We start from the raw sequence: 19,126 nt of genomic DNA on the forward strand, positions 1-19,126 counted from the left end.
ATGAAACACGAGCGACACAAACCGCAAGTATCGTCAACGCCGACGATCGGGCTGGTCGCGGGATCCCCTGCCCGGCGACTCGGCGCCAACAGGAGGTTTCGTGCACACAGCTGGCCAATCGCGTACCCCGCGATTCCGACGGTGGCTCGGCGGCCTCGGTGCCGCCCTTGCCGGGGCGACACTCGCGACGCTCCTCGTCTCCGCCTCCGCGGCGGCCGAGGAGACCACGCCGACGCCGACCCCCACACCGACGGGCGACTTCACCACCACCTTCACCGTCGGCGGCATCATCCGCTCCGACGACACCCCGCTCGAGGGCGTCGAGGTGCTCGTCGAGGGTGACGACTTCGAAGAGACCGGCACGACCGCCGAAGACGGCCGCTGGGCCGTCGTGGTCCCGGGCCGCGGCGAGTACACCGCGACGCTGCAGGTCGACACCCTCCCCGAGGGCGTCGCCCCGCGCGATCCGGACAACGTCACCCGACAGGTCACGATCGGCACGACGAACACGGTCAACGTGCTCTTCCCGACCGGTGAGGGGTCGACGCAACGCACGACGTTCGCCGACACCCTGCTCACCCGGCTCGTGTACGGACTCAACTTCGGCCTGCTGCTCGCCCTCGCCGCGATCGGTATCTCGCTGATCTTCGGCACGACGGGCGTCAACAACTTCGCCCACGGCGAGATGCTCACCTTCGGGGCGATCTTCTTCTACCTCTTCACCACGGCGTTCGGCTGGAACCTCGTGGTGTCGATCCTCGCGACGCTGCTGTTGAGCGCCGCGTTCGGATGGGTGCAGGACGCGGGGCTGTTCAAGCCGCTCCGGCGCAGGGGCGTCGGGCTCGTGCAGGTGCTCGTCGTCACGATCGGCCTCTCGATCGTGGTGCGCTACCTCTTCCTCTACTTCTTCGGCGGAGGCACCGAGAACCTCAACACCGGCCTCACCGACACCGTCGCCCTCGGCCCGGTGACCATCACCGCCGCCTCGCTCGTGAGCATGGGCGTCAGCATCGTGATGCTCGTGCTCGTCGGCCTCTTCCTCACCCGCACCCGCATCGGCAAGGCCACCCGCGCGGTGAGCGACAACGCGTCGCTCGCGGCCGCATCCGGCATCAACGTCGACCGCGTCATCCGGGTCGTCTGGGTGATGGCGGCGACGCTCACCGGCCTGAGCGGCATCCTGTACGGCCTCTACCGCGGGGTCACGTGGGACATGGGCTTCGCGATCCTGCTGCTGCTCTTCGCCGCGGTGACCCTCGGCGGCCTCGGCAGCGCGTTCGGCGCGCTCGTCGGCGCCCTCATCATCGGGCTCTTCACGGAGCTCTCGACCGTCGTCATCCCGCCCGACCTGCGTTTCGCGGTCGCGCTCGTCGTGCTCATCCTCGTGCTCCTGTTCCGCCCCCAGGGCGTGCTCGGGCGCAAAGAGCGGATCGGCTAGGAGGAACCATGGACTGGGGAAGCATTCTCGGCAACGCGGCGGGCGAGATCATCAGCCCGACCACGGCTGCCTACGCCCTCGCGGCGATCGGCGTCGGCGTGCACTTCGGCTACGCGGGCCTGCTCAACTTCGGGCAGGCGGGCTTCATGGCCGTCGGCGCGTACGCGTTCGCCATCACGACGCTCGAACTCGGGTTCTCGGTGCCCCTCGCGATCCTCGCGTCGGTCATCGCCTCGATCATCTTCGCGTTCATCCTCGGCATCCCGACCCTGCGGTTGCGGGCCGACTACCTGGCGATCGTGACGATCGCGGCGGCGGAGATCGTGCGCTACCTCGTCTCGACCGTCGGACTCACCGACCTGACCGGCGGATCGCAGGGCCTCAGCGGATACGCCCGCGAGTTCCAGGCGCTCAACCCGTTCGGCGAGGGCACCTTCGGCATCGGCCCGTGGGTGTACTCGGGCGAGCAGTGGTGGGTGCGCGTCTTCGGCTGGGGCCTCGTCGCCATCGCGTCGGTGCTCGTGTGGCTGCTCATGCGCAGCCCGTGGGGACGCGTCGTGAAGGGCATCCGCGAAGACGAGGATGCGGTGCGCAGCCTCGGCAAGAACGTCTACTCCTACAAGATGCAGGCGCTCGTGCTCGGCGGTGTGCTCGGCGCCCTCGCCGGTGTGGTGTTCATCCTGCCGCGCGCCGTGCAGCCGGGGAACTACGGCACCGCGCTCACCTTCTTCATCTGGACGGCGCTGCTGCTCGGCGGTGCCGCGACGGTGTGGGGCCCGATCGTCGGCTCGATGATCTTCTGGGTCGTGCTCTCGCTCACCAACGGCATCATCAACGGGCTGCGGTCCGCCGACGTGCTGAGCTTCATCTCGAGCACCCAGGCCGGTCAGATCCGCTTCATCCTCGTGGGTGTCGCCCTCATGCTGCTGGTCATATTCCGCCCACAGGGCATCTTCGGCAACAAGAAGGAGCTGTCGTTCAATGTCTGACACGTCGACAGTCCGCACGCATCCGCTCGTCAAGGGCGAGGTGGGTCCGGGATGCGCCAAGGTCGATCCCATCGTCGTCGCCGACGGCGTGACCCGCACGTTCGGCGGCCTCACCGCCGTCGACGTTCAGCACGTCGAGATCCCGCGCAACGCCATCACGGCGCTGATCGGACCGAACGGGGCCGGCAAGACGACCTTCTTCAACCTGCTCACCGGGTTCGACAAGCCCAACACCGGCTCGTGGAGCTTCGAGGGACACAGCCTCGCGGGTGTGCCCGCGTACCGGGTCGCCCGCCGCGGCATGGTGCGCACGTTCCAGCTCACCAAGTCGCTCGGTCGCCTCTCCGTGCTGCAGAACATGCTGCTCGGGGCGACCAAGCAGCCGGGCGAGAACATGTTCCGCGCGCTCGTGCGGCCGCTGTGGCGCAATCGCGAGCAGGAGATCACCGAGAAGGCCGACGATCTGCTCAAGCGCTTCAAGCTCGACACCAAGCGCGAGGACTACGCGGCGTCGCTCTCCGGCGGTCAGCGCAAGCTTCTCGAGATGGCACGGGCGCTCATGAGCGACCCGGTGCTCGTGATGCTCGACGAGCCGATGGCGGGTGTGAACCCTGCCCTCACGCAGTCGTTGCTCGGGCACATCAAGGACCTCAAGGCGCAAGGCATGAGCGTGCTCTTCGTCGAGCACGACATGCACATGGTGCGGCACATCTCCGACTGGGTGATCGTCATGGCGGAGGGCCGCGTCGTCGCGGAGGGTCCGCCCGAGACGGTCATGTCCGACCCCGCGGTGATCGACGCCTACCTCGGCGCACATCACGACACCGACCTCGGCGAGATGACCGGGGACGACCGCGCCGCGCTCGCCCAGGAGGCCGCCGCGGAGATCCCGGTCGACGTGTCGCCGACCCCCGTCTCCGACCCGACGCCCGTCTCCGACACGACGCCCGTCTCCGACAAGGAGGAGAAGTAATGGCTCAGGCCGTCGCATCCAGCACCGTCACGCGCACCGACGAACCGGTGCTGCGCACCGACGACCTCGTCGCCGGCTACCTGCCGGGGGTCAACATCCTCAACGGCTGCACCGTCGACGCCTACGACGGTGAGCTCATCGGCATCATCGGCCCGAACGGCGCCGGTAAGTCGACGCTGCTCAAGGCGATCTTCGGGCAGGTGAGGATCCGCGGAGGCGCGATCTGGCTGAAGGGCGAGGAGATCACGTCCCTCAAGGCCGACAAGCTCGTCGCCAAGGGCGTCGGCATGGTGCCGCAGAACAACAACGTGTTCCCGAGCCTCAGCATCGAGGAGAACCTCGAGATGGGCATCTTCCAGTCGCCGAAGAAGTTCGCCGAGCGGTTCGAGTTCGTCACGACGCTCTTTCCGGAACTCGAGAAGCGGCGCCGCCAGCGCGCCGGTTCGCTTTCGGGCGGTGAGCGTCAGATGGTGGCGATGAGCCGCGCGCTCATGATGGACCCATCGGTGTTGCTGCTCGACGAGCCGTCGGCCGGCCTCTCCCCCGTGCGTCAGGACGAGACGTTCCTGCGCGTGGCGGAGATCAACCGCGCGGGCGTCACGGTCATCATGGTGGAACAGAACGCGCGCCGCTGCCTGCAGATCTGCCACCGGGCCTACGTGCTCGACCAGGGCAAGGACGCGTACACCGGCACCGGCCGCGAGCTGCTCAACGATCCGCGTGTCACCGAGCTCTACCTCGGCACCCTCGCCGCCGACGAGGACGCCAAGCGCAAGGGCCCCGCGACCGCCGAGCCGCCCACCGCATCCGGGTTCACCGCGTAGCGGCCCACCGCATCCGGGTCACGGCCCCGTCTCCCCGAGGAGGCGGGGCCGTTCCCGTCCCTCGGGCGGGCCCGTCTTCCCGGAAGACGGGCCGTTCCCGTCCCCGCGGTGCCCGCCCCGGCCGTCGGCATCCGCCGCCCGATCGGGGCGACGGATCCGGCCCGGCGGCGTCGCGCTACAGTTCCGCGGCGCCGCGCCGGAAACTCCTGGCGCGCGGACACGAGGCTGTAGCGCAACGGCCCCACGCCGGCGGGTAACGACGTTTCCGGCGCACCACGTGCACCGACAGACCGGGCGTCGCCGGGCACGCCGCAGCGGCCGCAAGTCGCCGCAGCGGCCGCAAGTCGCCTCAGAGGCCCGGCAACGCCTCAGTGGCCCGGCAACGCCTCAGGGGCCCGGCCGCGCCGGGAACGCCGAAGGGGCCCGGCGTCGCCGCCGGGCCCCTCCGTGTCGACGTGTCACGCGAGCGCGACACGTGCGAGGTGGATCACTCCTCGTTCAGGCTGCCGAACTCCGCGTTGAGCGGGGCGTACTTGTTGTCGGCACCGTACTGGTAGATGCCGATGTACGCCTCGGTCGGGTCACCGTTCTCGTCGAACTCGATCGGGCCGGAGGCACCGTCGTAGTCGACGTCCTCACCGTCGCCGATCAGGGCGAGGCAGTCGGCGACCGTCTCGCACTTCTCGCCCTCGGCCGAGACCGACTGCATGTTCGCCTTGATGGCGTCCGCGTGGTCGTTGCCGGCCTGCGCGGCGGCGAGCGCCGCGACGACGACCGCGTCGTAGGACTCAGCCGCGTAGCTGAAGTCCTCGAGCGCGGGGTCGATCTCGAGCAGTCGCGCCTGGAAGTCCTCCGAGGCGAAGTTGCCCGGAAGGGTTCCCTTCGCGCCCTCGAGGGTGCCCGGCTGGAACTCGTACGTGTTCGAGAGGTTGCCGTCGACGAAGTAGACCTTGTCGCTCGGGAAGCCCTGCGTGTTCACGAGCTCGGGGATGATCGACGCCGTCTCCTCGAACGCGATCACGGCGATCGCGTCGGGGTCCTCGGCGAGGAGTTCGTCGACCTGGGTCGAGAACACCGTGTCACCCGGGTTGTAGGGCACGGATGCGGACACCTCGCCACCGGCGGATTCGATCGCCTGCTTGGCGTTCTCCTCCAGGCCGATGCCGTACGGGTCGTTGATGTAGATGATGCCGACGTTCTCGGCGCCGTCACCGACCATCAGGTTGCCGAGCACGCGGCCCTGCAGCACGTCGGACGGGGCGGTGCGCCAGTAGTAGTCCTCGTCGTCGTAGTCGGTGAAGTCCGGCGACGTGTTCGCCGGCGAGATCTGCACGACCCCGCCGTCGATCATCTGGTCGATGAACGTGAACGACACACCGGACGACGCGGCACCCACGGCGATGTCGACACCGGCGTCGACGAGCTCACCCGCCGACTGGGTCGCGATGTCGGTGGTCGTGTCGCCCGAGTCGCGCTCGGTCAGGGTGATGTCGAACTCGAAGCCGGCCGCCTCCAGGTCGGCGATGGCGAGCTTGACGCCGGCGACCTCGGGCGGGCCGAGGTAGGCCAGGTTGCCCGTTGCGGGCAGGATCGTGCCGACCGCGAAGGTGCCGTCACCTTCCGGGATGTCTGCCGACGGCTCTGCGCTCTCCTGGGGGGGAGTGCTCGCACACGAGGCGAGCAGCAGAAGTCCGGCACCGAGTGCCGCGAACTTCGCACCGCGAGAGACGAACTTCGAGCGTGCGGAGGGGGATCCTCCGGTGAATGCGCTCATCGTGCTCCTCAAGTTGTGATTACAGATCTATCGCCCGCGGAGTCCGCGCGCGATTGCCTAAAGGTATTGGGCGTACCTGCCATTCTCAATACGAGCGTGTTACAGCCGCGTAACACGGTGCCAATCGTTACCTTCCGTGATTTTCGGACGCGTTCCGCGCGAATCCTGCCGGAATCCGTCGTCGCCGCTCCGGATCCCGTGCCGCGCCGGATTCCGTGCGAGAGAGGCTCAGGCCGGTTCGAGGGCACTCCGCCGCGGGCCGCGACCGGCGGTGAACATGTCGATGGTGAGGATGAGCAGCGCCACCCACACGAGCCCGAAGCCGACCCAGCGTTCGAAGGGCATGTCCTCGTGCAGCGCGATCACGCCGAACAGGAACTGCAGCAGCGGAGCGAGGTACTGGGACAACCCGAGCACGGTGAGTTTCAGGCGTCGCGCGGCTGCGGCGAAGAACAGCAGCGGCACGGCGGTCACGACGCCGGCGCTGAGCATGAGGGCCGTGTGCCAGGCCGACACCGTGCCGGTGGTGAGACCGGTCGTCACGCCGATGACGATGAGAGCCGCGAGCGCGAGCGGACTGAGCCACATCGTCTCGATCGTGAGCCCGGTGATGGCGTCGACGCGGGGGCCGACCTGCTTCTTGACCAGGCCGTAGATGCCGAACGAGAAGGCGAGGATGAGCGCGATCCAGGGCACGCTGCCGTAGCCGATGGCGAGCACGAGGGCCGCCACCGCACTCAGGCCGATCGCGGTCCACTGCAGGGGACGCAGCCGCTCGCGCAGCAGGAAGACGCCCAGCAGCACGGTGACGATCGGGTTGAGGAAGTAGCCGAGCGCCGCCTCGACGACGTGGCCCGTCGTCGCGGCGAACACGTAGGTGAGCCAGTTGGTGAGGATGAGCACGCCGGCGAGGGCGAGCAGCAGCATCGAGCGGCGATCGCGCAGGGTGGCCGCGAAGGCGAGGCCGCTGCGGGTGATCGCGATGAGCACGAAGCAGAAGACGAGTGAGAGCAGGATGCGCGCCGCGACGATCTCGACCGGTGACGCCGGCATGAGCGCGAGGAAGAAGACGGGGAGGATGCCCCACAACCCGTAGGCCCCGACCGCGAAGAGGAGGCCGGTGCCCTGCTTCTGGGGAGGGGGCGTCGAACTCACCGATTCAGCCTAGACCTGCGGATGATGGCCCCCGGAACGGCGAAGGCCCCGATGGCGGGAAGCCATCGAGGCCTTGGCGGTTTCGGCCGGGATCAGCGGACGACGACCGCCAGCACGTCGCGAGCCGAGAGCACGAGGAACTCGTCGGCACCGAACTTGACCTCGGTTCCGCCGTACTTCGAGTAGAGCACGCGGTCGCCGACGGCGACGTCGAGCGGGACACGGTTGCCGTTGTCGTCGATGCGGCCGGGGCCGACGGCGACGACTTCGCCCTCCTGCGGCTTCTCCTTCGCGGTGTCAGGGATGACCAGGCCCGACGCAGTGGTCTGCTCGGCCTCGACCTGACGAATGACGATGCGATCCTCGAGCGGCTTGATGGACACCGACACGGTTGACCTCTTCTTTCTGAGAAATCCGGGGTTGGCACACTCCCTTCGGGAGTGCCAGATCAAGTGTAGGGGTGGGCTAGCACTCGGTCAATCCGAGTGCCAATCGCACCCGGGCGGCGAGCGCCGATGGGAGGATGGCGGGATGGATGTCGCCGAGCTGAGACACCTGCTCACCCCCGAGGGGCTGCGCCTGCTCGACGACCTGCCGCCCTACGACTCGCAGGGCGACGTGCTGCGCATGGTCGCGGGCCTGCGCGCGCAGGGGCACTCCCCCGGGCTCGTCGCCGCCGTGCTCACCCAGGCACGGTTGCGGCGTCGGGCTCGCGCCAAGTTCGGCGAGTTCGCCGACCGGATGCTGTTCACCGAGGCCGGGCTCGAGCAGGCCACGCGGCTCAGCGTCGCGGCCGTGCACGCCGGCCGGTTCCAGGGCGCGGGCGTGCGCTGGGTGGCCGACCTCGGGTGCGGGATCGGCGCCGACGCGCTCGCCATCGCCGCCCTGGGGCTCGATGTGACCGCGGTCGAACGCGACGAGGTGACGGCCGCGATCGCGAGCTTCAATCTCGCCCCGTGGGGCAACGCTCGCGTCGAACAGGGCACCGCCGAGGAGGCCGCCCTCGACGGCGTCGGCGCGGTGTGGCTCGACCCGGCCCGGCGCGATGCCTCCCGCCGGCTCGACGACCCCGCCGACTGGTCGCCGTCGCTCGACTTCGCGTTCGGGCTCGCCGAACACCGGCCGATCGGCGTCAAGCTCGGCCCGGGCATCGACCGGGACCTGCTGCCGGCCGATGCCGAGACGCAGTGGGTGTCGGTCGACCGCGAGGTCGTCGAGGTCGTCGTCTGGACCGGCGCGCTCGCCCGCCCGGGCGTTCGTCGCGCCGCCCTCGTCATCGGCGACCACGGATCGGCCGAGCTCACCGCCGCGGCCGACGCCGAGGACGTCGATCCCGGTCCGCTCGGCACCTATCTCCACGAACCGGACGGCTCCGTCATCCGCGCGCGCCTCATCGGCGACCTCGCCCGTTCGCTCGGCGCGACGACGGTGCATCCGCAGATCGCCTACCTGACCGGCGACGCACCCGCGGAGTCCCCGTTCGCGCGTTCGTTCCGCATCCTGGCCGAACTGCCGCTCGACGAGCGCGCCCTGCGCCGCGAGCTCGCCGCCCGCCGCATCGGCACCGTCGAGATCAAGAAGCGCGGCGTCGACATCGACCCGGCGCAGTTCCGCAAACGGCTCGCTCCGAAGGGTCCCGAGTCGGCGACGCTCGTGCTCACCCGCGTCGGCGGGCGCCGTGTGGCGCTCCTGACCGAACGGGTGTGAGTGGATGCCGCCGGCGGCTCCGTGGCCGGACGATCAGCGCTTGGCGGCGGCCTTCGCGGCGCGCTTCGTCTCGCGCACCTTCGCGAGCGACTCGGGGTCGACGATGTCGGCGACGGAGCGGTACGACCCCTCGTCGCCGTAGTTTCCGGCCGCCTCGCGCCAGCCGGCGCCGGTGAAGCCGTAGCGCTTGCCGAGCAGGGCGAGGAAGATCTTCGCCTTCTGCTCACCGAAGCCGGGCAGCGCCTTCAGTCGCTTGAGGACGGTCGCGCCGTCGGGATCGTCGCGGGTCCACAGCGCCGCGGCGTCGCCGTCCCACTCCTCGACGAGCGCAGCGCACAGCGCCTGGATGCGCCCGGCCATCGAACCGGGATAGCGGTGCACCGACGGCGGGGTGCGGCACAGCTCGACGAACTCGTCCGCGTCGGTGCGCGCGATGACCTGCGCGTCGAACGCACCGAGGCGCTGCCTGATCTTCGCCGGACCGGCGAAGGCGGTCTCCATCGCGACCTGCTGATCCAGCAGCATCCCGATCAGGAGGGCGAGCGGATCGGTCGACAGCAGCTCGTCGGCCTCCGGGTCGCCGGTGATGTGCAGCTCGTGCGACATGGTGTCAGGAGCCGAGCGCGGCGACACCCTCGGTCGCGGCGACGCCGAGGGCCGGGATGAGGAACGCGAAGGGCAGGAACGCGAACATGGTCGCGAGCACGAGGAAGATGACGAAGATGCCGATCGCCGCGTAGCCGGTGATGAGGCCGGTCAACGCCATGCCGCGACCGGCGGGCTCGCGCTTGAGGGCGAGGTGGCCGAAGACGACGGCGAGGATCGACGGGATGCCGAGGGTGAACCACGAGACGAAGAAGCCGGAGAGTCCGAGCACGAGGGCGGTGATGCTCATTCCCTTGGGCGGTCCGGCGTAGGCGGCCGGGTACGGCTGCTGCGCGTAGGGCTGTCCGTAGGGCTGCTGGCCGTAGGGCTGGGCGTACTGCTGCTGCGGGTCGTGCGGCTGCACCGGGTACTGCTGCTGCGCCGGGTACTCCTGCACGGGTGCCGCGTACTGCTGCACCGGGGGCGAGTACGGCGGCGGCACGGGCACGGTGGGTTCCTGTGCGGCGACCGCGGGCTCGCCGGTCGGCGGCGCGGTCGCCGCGGACGGCTGCTCGGATGCGGGGGTGGTGTTGTCGCTCATGTGGTCTCCCGAGACGACTGTGGGCCCGCCGAAGCGAGCCCACAGTGCGTGATGGTTGCGCTCAGTAGGTCGGGACCTGCGAGAGGCTGGCCAGCGCGGCGATGCCGATGATGAACGCGATCGCGTAGATGAGGCCGATGGCCACGCCCACGAAACCGGTGATCATGCCGACGATCCACATCCACTTCGGCGCGTTGGGCTCGCGCGACTTCGCCATGAAGGCGAGCACGACGGCCGCGGCCGAGGCGAGGAGACCCAGGAACGGGATCCACGACAGGATCACGAGCGAGCCGACACCGATGATGAACGAGGTGAGCGACAGGCCCTGCTTGACGCCACCACCGGGCGTGCCGGCGGGGGCGGAGTAGGGGGAGGGCTGGTGCGCGGCCGGCGGCGGCGTGGCGCCCGAGGGCGGGGGCACGTCAGGGGGCGGCGGCGGAGGCACGTTGGTCATTGAGGGGTCTCCTTCTGGGACGAAATGTCCTCACTGGGCGCCCCCATAGTGGCAGCACGGGAGAACAGTGTCAACGCGCTGGACGGCGCGCCGGGAAGAGCCCAAAGGCCCGCGAACCCGCAGAAGTCACATCTGGACGGTCGTGACCGGCAGGGTCGAATCGGCCCCGAAGCCGAGCCCGGACGGCGCGCGCCCCGCGGCGATGAGCCCAGCGCCGACCGCGGCGATCATCGCCCCGTTGTCGGTGCAGAGCGACAACGGCGGCACCCGCAGTTCCACTCCGGCCGCATCCGCCCGCTCCTGGGCGAGCCCCCGGATGCGGGCGTTCGCCGCCACGCCGCCGCCGAGCAGCAGGCGAGGCACACCCCGGTCGACGCACGCGGCGATCGCCTTCGCCGTGAGCACGTCGGCGACCGACTCCCGGAAACTCGCCGCCACATCCGCCACCGGCACGTGCTCGCCGGCGTCCTGGCGTTGCTCCACCCAGCGGGCCACCGCGGTCTTGAGTCCCGAGAACGAGAAGTCGTAGCGGTGGCGTTCGAGGTCCTTCGGCTGGGTGAGGCCGCGGGGGAAGCGGATGGCGGCGGGGTCGCCGGATGCCGCGGCCTCGTCGATGCGCGGGCCGCCCGGGTATCCGAGCCCGAGCAGGCGGGCGACCTTGTCGAAGGCCTCCCCAGCCGCGTCGTCGATCGTCTCGCCGAGCAGTTCGACGTCGGAGAGCAGGTCCCGCACGTGCAGGAGTGAGGTGTGTCCGCCGGAGACGAGCAGCGCGATCGTCGGCAGTTCGAGTTCGCTGCCGTCGGCGCGCAACACGTCGGCGCCGACGTGGCCGACGAGGTGATTGACCGCGTAGAGCGGCTTGCCGGTCGCGAGGGCGAGTCCCTTCGCGGCGCCGATGCCGACCATGAGCGCCCCGGAGAGTCCGGGTCCGCTCGTCACCGCGATGCCGTCGAGTTCGTCCAGGGTGACGCCTGCGGTGTCGAGCGCCTCGCGCAGCGTCGGTTCGAGCGCCTCGAGGTGCGCCCGCGCGGCGACCTCGGGCACGACTCCCCCGTAGCGCGCGTGCTCGTCCATCGACGAGGCGATGACGTTGGCGAGCAGCTCGCGGCCGCGCACGATCCCGATGCCGGTCTCGTCGCAGCTCGTCTCGATGCCGAGCACGAGGGGGCCGCTCATCGCGTGGGCTCCCCGCGCATGATGACCGCATCGATGCCGCCGCGGTAGTAGCGGGGGCGCACGGCGATGCGTTCGAAGCCGAACGACTCGTAGAGCGCCTGGGCGTTCGGGTTGTCGGCCCGCACCTCGAGGAACACCCGCTCGACGCCGCGTTCGCGGGCCTCGGCGAGGAGTGCGGCGAACAGTTCGCGCCCGAGGCCCTGCCGCCGCACATGCGGGGCGACCGCGATCGTCTGGATGTCGCCGTCGCCGGTGCCGCGCGGGGCGAGCAGTCCGGCGTAGCCGATCACCGCATCCGCGTCGTCGACGGCCACGAGGTAGTGCCCGTGCTCGCCGGTGAGCTCGGATCTCATGGTGTCGGCTGACCAGGCGTCGTCGTCGAACGTCGCCGTCTCGAGCGCCATGATCGCGTCGAGGTCATCGATCGTCGCGGGGCGCAGCCGGGTCACGACACCCTCCGCGCGCCGCGGTTGCTCGCCGACATGGTCACGTCGGGAGAGCGGAGGTACAGGGCACGGTCGTCGGCGAATGGTCGCCCGGCGGCATAGAGGCGTTCGGCGAGCATGCCGAGCGCGCCGGCGGAGACGGGGGCGTGCTCGAGACGCGGCAGTGCCGTCTCGAGCTCGTCGGGTCGCGCGATCTCCGGTCCGCGGATGCGCCGGGGCAGGCCGAGCTCGTCGGGCGCGTCGTATTCGGACCAGTACACCTCGCGGCGACGCGCGTCGGTGATGATCGCGACCGCGTCGGCGTGCGCGAAGGCGAGGGCGTCGTGGCTCACGACGGGCACGAGCGGGCGTCCGGTGCCGAACGCGAAGGTTCGCGCGGCGGCGATGCCGACCCGCAGGCCGGTGAAGGGGCCGGGACCCATCCCGACGGCGACACCGGAGAGGTCCGACGCGGTGACCCCCGCATCCGCGAGGCTCCGCTCGATCAGCAGCCCGACGACCTCGGCGTGGCGGCGGGTGTCCGCCTCGGTGTGCTCGGCGAGCACGCCGGCGTCGCGGTCGACCACGGCGACGCTCGTCCCCGAAGAGGTGTCGATCGCCAGCAGCACGGCGACCAGCCTAAGCGCTCCCGCCGCGGGGGTACGCCCGTGCTCGCCCCGCTGGTCGAGTAGGCGCGGCGAAGCCCGCCGTATCGAGACCGCTGACGCCGATGTCCCGACTCAGGGTTGCGGCAGGGAGGTCTCGATACGGGCGCCAGAGCGCCCTACTCGACCAGCGGGTGCGGCTCCGGTGGCGGGGCGACCCAACTCAGGTCGGTCCAGCGGGGGCCGTGGCCGGTGATACGCACGCGCCGCGGGGTCGCTTCGTCCGATTCGGGGTCGGCCGCGACGTCGCCGTGCCCGCGGTCGATGTCGACCTCGAGCCATGATTCGGCGACGCCGTCGAGCAGGCCCGCGCCCCACTCGACCACCACGATCGAGCCGGGGTAGTCGAGGTCGAGGTCGTCGAGTTCCGTCGCATCGCCGAGCCGGTAGGCGTCGACGTGCACGAGCGGGGCGCCGGAAGTGCGCGGATGGGTGCGGGCGAGCACGAAGGTGGGGCTCGTCACCGTGCCGCGCACGCCGAGGGCGGCACCGAGTCCGCGGGTGAGCGTCGTCTTGCCGGCGCCGAGTTCGCCGTTGAGGGCGACGAGATCCCCGGCATCGAGGCGACCGGCGAGGCGCGCGCCGAGCGCCTCCATCTCGTCGGGTGTTCCGACGATCAGTTCCACGCTCATCCGCGGTACCGCCGGGGTACTCGCGGGCCGACCCGCGTGACGATCTCGTAGTTGATGGTGTCGGCCGCGAGCGCCCAGTCGTCGGCGGAGGGCACTCCGTCGGCCGGGTCGCCGAACAGCACGGCGCGGTCCCCCGCCTGCACGGGTGTGTTCCCGACGTCGACGACGAACTGGTCCATCGCGATGCGGCCGCTCACCGTGTGGGTGACGCCGCCGATCGTCACGGGACCGCGGTTGGACGCCTGTCGGGGCACCCCGTCGGCGTAACCCATCGCCACGAGCGCGAGGGTCGTGTCGCCGGCCGTGCGGTAGGTGAATCCGTACGACACCCCGCTGCCGGCGGGCACGCGCTTGACCGACACGACCTCCGCCGAGAGCGTCATCGCGGGGGTGAGTCCGAGTTCGGCGCTCGAGACGCCGTCGAAGGGCGAGAGGCCGTACATGCCGATGCCGAGGCGCACCATGCCGAAGCGGCAGTCCTCATGACGGATCGCCGCGGCCGTCGAGGCGAAGTGCACCGCCTCGGGCGCGAGCCCGGCCGCGCGAGCCGCATCCAGGTGACGGTGGAAGGCGGCGAGCTGCTCGCGGTCGTCGTCGTCGCTCGCGTTCGCGAGGTGGCTGAAGATCCCGCGCACGCTCAGCCGGCCGGCGCTCTCCAACGCCGCCGCCCGGTCGAGCACGGCCGGCAGCTCGCTCTCCGGGATGCCGTTGCGGCTGAGCCCGGTGTCGGTCTTGAGGTGCACGGTGGCCCCGGCGTCGCCCGCCCGCTCGAGCTGGTCGGCGGTGCTGATGCCGAGGTCGATGTCGGCCTCGACGGCGGCGCGCATGTCGACGTCGCCGGGGTGCAGCCAGCAGAGCAGCGGTGCGGTGATGCCCGCCGCGCGCAGCGCGAGCGCCTCGGCCAGGTCGGCGGTGCCGATCCACTCGGCCCCCGCCTCCAGCGCCGCCCGCGCGACCGGGAGGGCGCCGTGCCCGTACCCGTCCGCCTTCACGACCGCCATCGCGGTCGCCCCTCCGGCGCCGCGGCGCAGCACCTCGACGTTCCGGCGCACGGCGTCGAGGTTCACGAGCGCCTCGCGCAGCGTCATGACTCCACCACCACGTAGGCGACGGCGATCCCGGCGTCGTGCGACATCGAGAGGTGGATGCGGGCGATGCCGCGCTCCTCGACGAGCGCGGCGAGGCGGCCGGTGATGCGGAAGTCCGGGTCGCCCTGCGGTCCGGAGACGACGGCGATGTCGTGCCAGGTCACCCCGTCGGATCCGCCGAGCGCTTTGATGAGCGCTTCCTTCGCGGCGAACCGGCCCGCGAGGCTGCGCAGCGGACGCGGCCGACCGTCGACGACCTGCTCATCCGCGCCGAACAGCCGGTCGCGCAGCCGCGGCGTGCGACTCAGAGCCCGTTCGAAACGGGCGAGATCCACGACGTCGACGCCGATCCCGGCGATCACGGCTACTCGACCGTGACCGACTTGGCGAGGTTGCGCGGCTGGTCGACGTCGAGCCCCTTGGCGGCGGCGAGCTCCATGCCGAAGATGTGCAACGGCACGACCGACAGCAGCGGCTCGAACAGCGGCGCCGCGAGCGGGATGCGGATGACCTCGTCGGCGTACGGCAGCACGGCCGCGTCGCCCTCCTCGGCGATCGCGATGACGCGGGCGCCGCGGGCACGGATCTCCTGGATGTTCGACACGACCTTGGGGTGCAGCGACAGGGGGTCGCGCGGGCTCGGCACGACGACGAACACGATCTGACCCGGCTCGATGAGGGCGATCGGTCCGTGCTTGAGCTCGCCGGCGGCGAAGCCCTCGGCGTGGATGTACGCGAGCTCCTTGAGCTTGAGGGCACCCTCGAGCGCGACCGGGTATCCGACGTGGCGGCCGAGGAACAGGACGGAGCGGGTGTCCGCCATCCAGCGCGCGAGCTGACTGATCGTCTCGCCCGACTGCAGCACCTCGCTGAGCTTGGCGGGCACGGCCGCGAGCTCGGCGACCTGCTCGGCGATGAGCTCGGGGCTCAGCGAGCCGCGGATCGAGGCGAGCTGGAGTCCGAGCAGGTAGAGGGCGGTCACCTGCGCCACGAACGCCTTCGTCGAGGCCACGGCGACCTCGGGGCCGGCGTGCGTGTAGAGCACGGCATCCGACTCACGCGGGATGGTGGCGCCCTGGGTGTTGCAGATCGAGAGCGTGCGGGCCCCGGCCTCACGGGCGTACTTGACCGCCATGAGGGTGTCCATCGTCTCGCCGGACTGACTGATCGAGACGACCAGGGTGCGGTCGCCGATCACCGGCTCGCGGTAGCGGAACTCGTGCGAGAGCTGCACGTCGACGGGGACGCGCGCCCACTTCTCGATCGCGTAGGCGCCGAGCATGCCGGCGTAGGCGGCGGTGCCGCACGCGATGACGATGATGCGCTCGATGCCGGCGAGCGTGTCCGCTCCGAGCGGGTCGAGCTCGCTCAGCGAGACCGTTCCGTCGTGCACGCGGCCGAGGAGGGTGTTCGCGATCGCGTCGGGCTCTTCGCTGATCTCCTTCGCCATGAAGCTCGACCAGCCGCCCTTCTCGGCGGCGGACGCGTCCCAGGCGACCTCGAACTCGCGGGTCTCGACCGCGGCGCCGTCGAAGTCGGTGACGTCGACGGAGTCGGGGCGGATCGTGACGATCTGGTCCTGACCGATCTCCATCGCGCGCCGGGTGAACTCGACGAACGCGGCGACATCGGAGCCGAGGAAGTTCTCGCCGTCGCCGAGTCCGATCACGAGCGGCGAGTTGCGCCGGGCGCCGACGACGACGCCGGGCTGGTCGCGGTGCACGGCGAGCAGGGTGAAGGCGCCCTCGAGGCGCTTGACGACGTTGCGGAACGCCGCGGTGAGGTCGTTGGTGGCGCGGTACTCGCGGCCGACCAGGAGGGCGGCGACCTCGGTGTCGGTCTCGCTGGAGAATTCGGCGCCCTCGGCGAGCAGTTCCGCCTTGAGCTCGGCGAAGTTCTCGATGATGCCGTTGTGGATGAGCGCGAGCTTGCCGTCGTCGCCGAGATGCGGGTGAGCGTTCCCGTCGGTCGGGCCGCCGTGGGTGGCCCAGCGGGTGTGACCGATGCCGGTCGTGCCGTTCGGGAGGGGCGACTCCTCGAGGTCGTCGGCGAGGACCTGCAGCTTGCCGGCGCGCTTGCGCGTGCCGAGGGTGCCGTCGGCGTCGATGACCGCGACGCCCGCGGAGTCGTAGCCGCGGTACTCCAGGCGGCGCAGGCCGCCCATCAGCACCTCGATGCTCTTGGCATCACCGACATATCCCACGATTCCACACATGCCCCCGATTCTACGGGCGCGCGTCCGCGCGGGCTCGCCCGCGTTCGGGGCGACGGTCGCGGGGCTAGGCTGGCACGCGATGTCGGACCCCTCAGCCCACGGCTCCTCGCCGTTCCTCGAGATCGAGCGAGCAAGGTGGGCGGAGCTCGCACCGACGGTGCCGTTGCCGCTCGACGACGCCACCCTGGCGGGGCTCGTCGGAGTCGGCGACGTGCTGGATGCACGCGAGGTGCGCGAGGTGTACCTGCCGCTCAGCCGCCTGCTGGGACTGCACGTCGAGTCCGCCCGGCGGCTCAACGCCGCCCGCAACGGCTTCCTGCGACAGGAGCGCCCGACCACACCGTTCGTCGTCGGCATCGCCGGGTCGGTCGCCGTCGGCAAGTCGACGACCGCGCGACTGCTGCGCGAACTGCTCTCCCGGTGGGATGGCACTCCCCGGGTCGAGCTCGTGACGACCGACGGGTTCCTCTTCCCCAACGCCGAGTTGGAGCGCCGCGGGCTGATGCAGCGCAAGGGGTTCCCCGAGAGCTACGACCGCCGGGCGCTGCTGCGGTTCGTCAGCCGGGTCAAGAGCGGCGCCGACGAGGTCAGCGCACCGGTGTACTCGCATCTGAGCTACGACATCGTGCCGGACGCCGCGGTCGTGGTGCGCCGGCCCGACGTGCTCATCGTCGAGGGCCTCAACGTGCTGCAGCCCCCGCGCGCCGGCGGTCTCGCGGTGAGCGATCTGTTCGATGCGAGCATCTACGTCGACGCGCGCACGAGCGACATCGCGAGCTGGTACGAGGAACGCTTCCTCAGCCTCCAGCGTGGGGCGTTCGCCGATCCGCAGTCGTACTTCCACCGCTACGCCGCCCTCGACGAAGAGCAGGCGCGCAGTCGGGCCCGGGAGATCTGGGGCGCGATCAACGAGCCGAACCTGGTGGAGAACATCCTGCCGACCCGGTCGCGCGCGACGATCGTGCTGCGCAAGGGCGGCGACCACGCCGTCTCGACGGTGCTGCTCCGCAAGATCTGACGTGGGCGCCCTACTCGACCAGGGGGTCGGGGTCAGCGGGCGAGGTGCTCCCGCACGGCGTCGGCGAGCCGTTCGGCGATGCGCTGCGCCGTCGCCTCGTCGGCCGCCTCGACCATGACGCGCACCATCGGCTCGGTGCCCGAGGGGCGCAGCAGCACCCGTCCGGTGTCACCCAGCTCGGCCTCGGCCTCGCGCACCGCGGCGGCGACGCCGTCGCTGTCGCCCAGGGCGTGGTGGTTCACATCGCGCACGTTGATGAGCACCTGCGGGAACACCGTCATGATCGACGCGAGTTCCGCGAGGGTCTTGCCGGTGCGCGCCATCTCGGCGACGAGGTGCAGCCCGGTGAGGATGCCGTCGCCGGTGGTCGCGAAGTCCGTCATGATGACGTGCCCGGACTGCTCCCCGCCGAGCGACAGGTTCTGCTCGGTCAGCGTCTCGAGCACGTAGCGGTCGCCCACCTTCGTCTCGAGCATCGTGATGCCGTTGTCGGCCATCGCGCGCTTGAGGCCGAGGTTGCTCATGACCGTCGCGACGAGGGTGCGGTCGTTGAGCCGCCCGCGTTCGGCCATCGAGACGGCGAGGATCGCCATGATCTGGTCGCCGTCGACGACCCGACCCTGCGCGTCGACCGCGAGGCAGCGGTCCGCGTCGCCGTCGTGGGCGATGCCGACGTCGGCGCCGTGCTCGAGCACGGCTGCGGCGAGCTGATCGAGGTGGGTCGAGCCGACACCGTCGTTGATGTTGACGCCGTCGGGGTCGGCGCCGATGAGTGTGACCCGCGCGCCGGCGTCGGTGAACACCTGCGGCGAGATGGCGGATGCGGCGCCGTTCGCGCAATCGAGCACGACGTGCAGTCCGTCGAGGCGGTGCGGCAACGTGCCCAGGAGGTGCACGACGTAACGGTCCTCGGCATCCGCGAACCGCGCGATGCGGCCGACGTCGCCGCCGATCGGGGTGAGGTGGTCGGCACCGAGCGCCTGCTCGATGCGATCCTCCACCTCATCCGGCAGCTTGCGGCCGCCGATGGCGAAGAACTTGATGCCGTTGTCGGGCGCCGGGTTGTGCGACGCCGAGATCATGACCCCGAAGTCCGCGCCGAAGTCGGCGACGAGGAACGCCGCCGCAGGGGTGGGGATGACGCCGGCGTCGTAGACGTCGACGCCGGAGCTCGCGAGTCCCGCCGAGACGGCGGCCGTGAGGAACTCGCCCGAGATCCGCGGATCGCGAGCGACGACGGCAGTCGGCCGCCGCCCGGCGGCGCGTCGTGCCTCCGCGGAACGTCCGCGGGTGAGCACGACGGCAGCCGCCTGGGCGAGGCCGAGTGCGAGGTCGGCGGTGAGGTCGCGGTTCGCGAGCCCCCGGACGCCGTCCGTACCGAACAGTCGAGGCATAGGCCGGACTCCC

General features: G+C 70.8%; 20 protein-coding genes. 6 read left to right on the forward strand and 14 right to left on the reverse strand.

Annotated features, from left to right (window positions below):
* The first annotated feature begins 100 nt into the window (after positions 1–100).
* Genes CLV46_RS13660 through CLV46_RS13675 form a run of 4 tightly spaced genes read left to right on the forward strand, consistent with a single transcriptional unit; the run spans position 101 to position 4,224 of the window.
* Positions 101–1,438 carry a branched-chain amino acid ABC transporter permease gene (locus CLV46_RS13660; RefSeq protein ID WP_100365288.1) on the forward strand — a complete coding sequence of 446 codons (1,338 nt, stop codon included), beginning with the start codon at positions 101–103 and terminating at the stop codon, positions 1,436–1,438.
* 8 nt (positions 1,439–1,446) lie between these two features.
* On the forward strand, positions 1,447–2,427 hold the full coding sequence (locus CLV46_RS13665; RefSeq protein ID WP_100365289.1) for a branched-chain amino acid ABC transporter permease: 981 nt from the start codon (positions 1,447–1,449) through the stop codon (positions 2,425–2,427).
* Entirely contained in the window at positions 2,420–3,400 is a 981-nt protein-coding gene (locus CLV46_RS13670; protein WP_100365290.1) for an ABC transporter ATP-binding protein, read from the forward strand. The genes CLV46_RS13665 and CLV46_RS13670 overlap by 8 nt, the downstream gene beginning before the upstream one ends.
* Entirely contained in the window at positions 3,400–4,224 is an 825-nt protein-coding gene (locus tag CLV46_RS13675) for an ABC transporter ATP-binding protein (RefSeq protein WP_100365291.1), read from the forward strand. The genes CLV46_RS13670 and CLV46_RS13675 overlap by 1 nt, the downstream gene beginning before the upstream one ends.
* A gap of 487 nt (positions 4,225–4,711) precedes the next feature.
* Here CLV46_RS13675 and CLV46_RS13680 read toward each other — a convergent pair whose 3' ends face one another.
* The 3 genes from CLV46_RS13680 to groES form a co-directional block, all read right to left on the reverse strand.
* On the reverse strand, positions 4,712–5,998 hold the full coding sequence (locus tag CLV46_RS13680; protein WP_100365292.1) for an ABC transporter substrate-binding protein: 1,287 nt from the start codon (positions 5,996–5,998) through the stop codon (positions 4,712–4,714).
* A 228-nt stretch (positions 5,999–6,226) separates the two neighbouring features.
* Positions 6,227–7,153, reverse strand: a complete 927-nt coding sequence (gene rarD, locus CLV46_RS13685; protein ID WP_100365293.1) for an EamA family transporter RarD — start codon at positions 7,151–7,153, stop codon at positions 6,227–6,229.
* Positions 7,154–7,245: 92 nt separating this feature from the next.
* Positions 7,246–7,542, reverse strand: coding sequence for a co-chaperone GroES (gene groES / locus CLV46_RS13690; protein WP_091492757.1), 297 nt, complete (start codon positions 7,540–7,542; stop codon positions 7,246–7,248).
* 142 nt (positions 7,543–7,684) lie between these two features.
* Between groES and CLV46_RS13695 the strand changes: the two genes are divergently transcribed.
* Entirely contained in the window at positions 7,685–8,860 is a 1,176-nt protein-coding gene (locus CLV46_RS13695; RefSeq protein WP_100365294.1) for a class I SAM-dependent methyltransferase, read from the forward strand.
* A gap of 33 nt (positions 8,861–8,893) precedes the next feature.
* Here the strand turns inward: CLV46_RS13695 and CLV46_RS13700 are convergent, their stop codons facing one another.
* From CLV46_RS13700 to glmS, 10 genes are all read right to left on the reverse strand, one after another.
* Entirely contained in the window at positions 8,894–9,466 is a 573-nt protein-coding gene (locus tag CLV46_RS13700) for an HhH-GPD-type base excision DNA repair protein (RefSeq protein WP_100365295.1), read from the reverse strand.
* A gap of 4 nt (positions 9,467–9,470) precedes the next feature.
* Complete coding sequence (locus CLV46_RS13705; protein WP_100365296.1) at positions 9,471–10,046, reverse strand: DUF4190 domain-containing protein; 576 nt, start codon at positions 10,044–10,046, stop codon at positions 9,471–9,473.
* Positions 10,047–10,107: 61 nt separating this feature from the next.
* A complete protein-coding gene (locus CLV46_RS13710) occupies positions 10,108–10,500 on the reverse strand; it encodes a hypothetical protein (protein WP_100365297.1) in 393 nt (130 codons plus the stop codon).
* Between the two features lie 126 nt (positions 10,501–10,626).
* Positions 10,627–11,676, reverse strand: coding sequence for a tRNA (adenosine(37)-N6)-threonylcarbamoyltransferase complex transferase subunit TsaD (gene tsaD / locus CLV46_RS13715; RefSeq protein WP_100365298.1), 1,050 nt, complete (start codon positions 11,674–11,676; stop codon positions 10,627–10,629).
* Positions 11,673–12,125, reverse strand: a complete 453-nt coding sequence (gene rimI, locus CLV46_RS13720) for a ribosomal protein S18-alanine N-acetyltransferase (RefSeq protein ID WP_342746119.1) — start codon at positions 12,123–12,125, stop codon at positions 11,673–11,675. The genes tsaD and rimI overlap by 4 nt, the downstream gene beginning before the upstream one ends.
* Entirely contained in the window at positions 12,122–12,730 is a 609-nt protein-coding gene (gene tsaB, locus CLV46_RS13725) for a tRNA (adenosine(37)-N6)-threonylcarbamoyltransferase complex dimerization subunit type 1 TsaB (protein ID WP_100365299.1), read from the reverse strand. Before tsaB ends, rimI begins: the two co-directional genes overlap by 4 nt.
* A gap of 155 nt (positions 12,731–12,885) precedes the next feature.
* A complete protein-coding gene (gene tsaE / locus CLV46_RS13730) occupies positions 12,886–13,398 on the reverse strand; it encodes a tRNA (adenosine(37)-N6)-threonylcarbamoyltransferase complex ATPase subunit type 1 TsaE (RefSeq protein ID WP_211282203.1) in 513 nt (170 codons plus the stop codon).
* The gene (gene alr, locus CLV46_RS13735) at positions 13,395–14,486 is read right to left on the reverse strand and encodes an alanine racemase (RefSeq protein WP_100365300.1); all 1,092 of its coding nucleotides are present in this window, start codon (positions 14,484–14,486) and stop codon (positions 13,395–13,397) included. The genes tsaE and alr overlap by 4 nt, the downstream gene beginning before the upstream one ends.
* A complete protein-coding gene (locus tag CLV46_RS13740) occupies positions 14,483–14,848 on the reverse strand; it encodes a holo-ACP synthase (RefSeq protein WP_100365301.1) in 366 nt (121 codons plus the stop codon). Before CLV46_RS13740 ends, alr begins: the two co-directional genes overlap by 4 nt.
* Positions 14,849–14,850: 2 nt before the next feature.
* Positions 14,851–16,701 (reverse strand): glutamine--fructose-6-phosphate transaminase (isomerizing), encoded by a 1,851-nt coding sequence (glmS, locus tag CLV46_RS13745; RefSeq protein ID WP_100365302.1) that lies wholly within the window; start codon positions 16,699–16,701, stop codon positions 14,851–14,853.
* A gap of 79 nt (positions 16,702–16,780) precedes the next feature.
* On the opposite strand from glmS, the gene coaA reads away from it, so the two are divergent.
* Positions 16,781–17,719 (forward strand): type I pantothenate kinase, encoded by a 939-nt coding sequence (gene coaA, locus CLV46_RS13750; protein WP_100365303.1) that lies wholly within the window; start codon positions 16,781–16,783, stop codon positions 17,717–17,719.
* 32 nt (positions 17,720–17,751) lie between these two features.
* Here the strand turns inward: coaA and glmM are convergent, their stop codons facing one another.
* Positions 17,752–19,113, reverse strand: a complete 1,362-nt coding sequence (gene glmM / locus CLV46_RS13755) for a phosphoglucosamine mutase (protein WP_100365304.1) — start codon at positions 19,111–19,113, stop codon at positions 17,752–17,754.
* Between the last annotated feature and the right edge of the window lie 13 nt (positions 19,114–19,126).

Origin of the sequence: Diaminobutyricimonas aerilata (genome assembly GCF_002797715.1) — a bacterium.
Classification (GTDB): domain Bacteria; phylum Actinomycetota; class Actinomycetes; order Actinomycetales; family Microbacteriaceae; genus Diaminobutyricimonas; species Diaminobutyricimonas aerilata.

What these genes read in the sequence shown, in the direction of transcription:
- CLV46_RS13665 (WP_100365289.1), top strand. Translation starts at nt 1,447, where the DNA reads ATGGACTGGGGAAGCATTCTCGGCAACGCGGCGGGCGAGATCATCAGC.
- CLV46_RS13670 (WP_100365290.1), top strand. Translation starts at nt 2,420, where the DNA reads ATGTCTGACACGTCGACAGTCCGCACGCATCCGCTCGTCAAGGGCGAG.
- CLV46_RS13675 (WP_100365291.1), top strand. Translation starts at nt 3,400, where the DNA reads ATGGCTCAGGCCGTCGCATCCAGCACCGTCACGCGCACCGACGAACCG.
- CLV46_RS13680 (WP_100365292.1), bottom strand. Translation starts at nt 5,998, where the DNA reads ATGAGCGCATTCACCGGAGGATCCCCCTCCGCACGCTCGAAGTTCGTC.
- CLV46_RS13695 (WP_100365294.1), top strand. Translation starts at nt 7,685, where the DNA reads ATGGATGTCGCCGAGCTGAGACACCTGCTCACCCCCGAGGGGCTGCGC.
- CLV46_RS13700 (WP_100365295.1), bottom strand. Translation starts at nt 9,466, where the DNA reads ATGTCGCACGAGCTGCACATCACCGGCGACCCGGAGGCCGACGAGCTG.
- CLV46_RS13705 (WP_100365296.1), bottom strand. Translation starts at nt 10,046, where the DNA reads ATGAGCGACAACACCACCCCCGCATCCGAGCAGCCGTCCGCGGCGACC.
- CLV46_RS13710 (WP_100365297.1), bottom strand. Translation starts at nt 10,500, where the DNA reads ATGACCAACGTGCCTCCGCCGCCGCCCCCTGACGTGCCCCCGCCCTCG.
- tsaD (WP_100365298.1), bottom strand. Translation starts at nt 11,676, where the DNA reads ATGAGCGGCCCCCTCGTGCTCGGCATCGAGACGAGCTGCGACGAGACC.
- tsaE (WP_211282203.1), bottom strand. Translation starts at nt 13,398, where the DNA reads ATGAGCGTGGAACTGATCGTCGGAACACCCGACGAGATGGAGGCGCTC.
- alr (WP_100365300.1), bottom strand. Translation starts at nt 14,486, where the DNA reads ATGACGCTGCGCGAGGCGCTCGTGAACCTCGACGCCGTGCGCCGGAAC.
- glmS (WP_100365302.1), bottom strand. Translation starts at nt 16,701, where the DNA reads ATGTGTGGAATCGTGGGATATGTCGGTGATGCCAAGAGCATCGAGGTG.
- coaA (WP_100365303.1), top strand. Translation starts at nt 16,781, where the DNA reads ATGTCGGACCCCTCAGCCCACGGCTCCTCGCCGTTCCTCGAGATCGAG.
- glmM (WP_100365304.1), bottom strand. Translation starts at nt 19,113, where the DNA reads ATGCCTCGACTGTTCGGTACGGACGGCGTCCGGGGGCTCGCGAACCGC.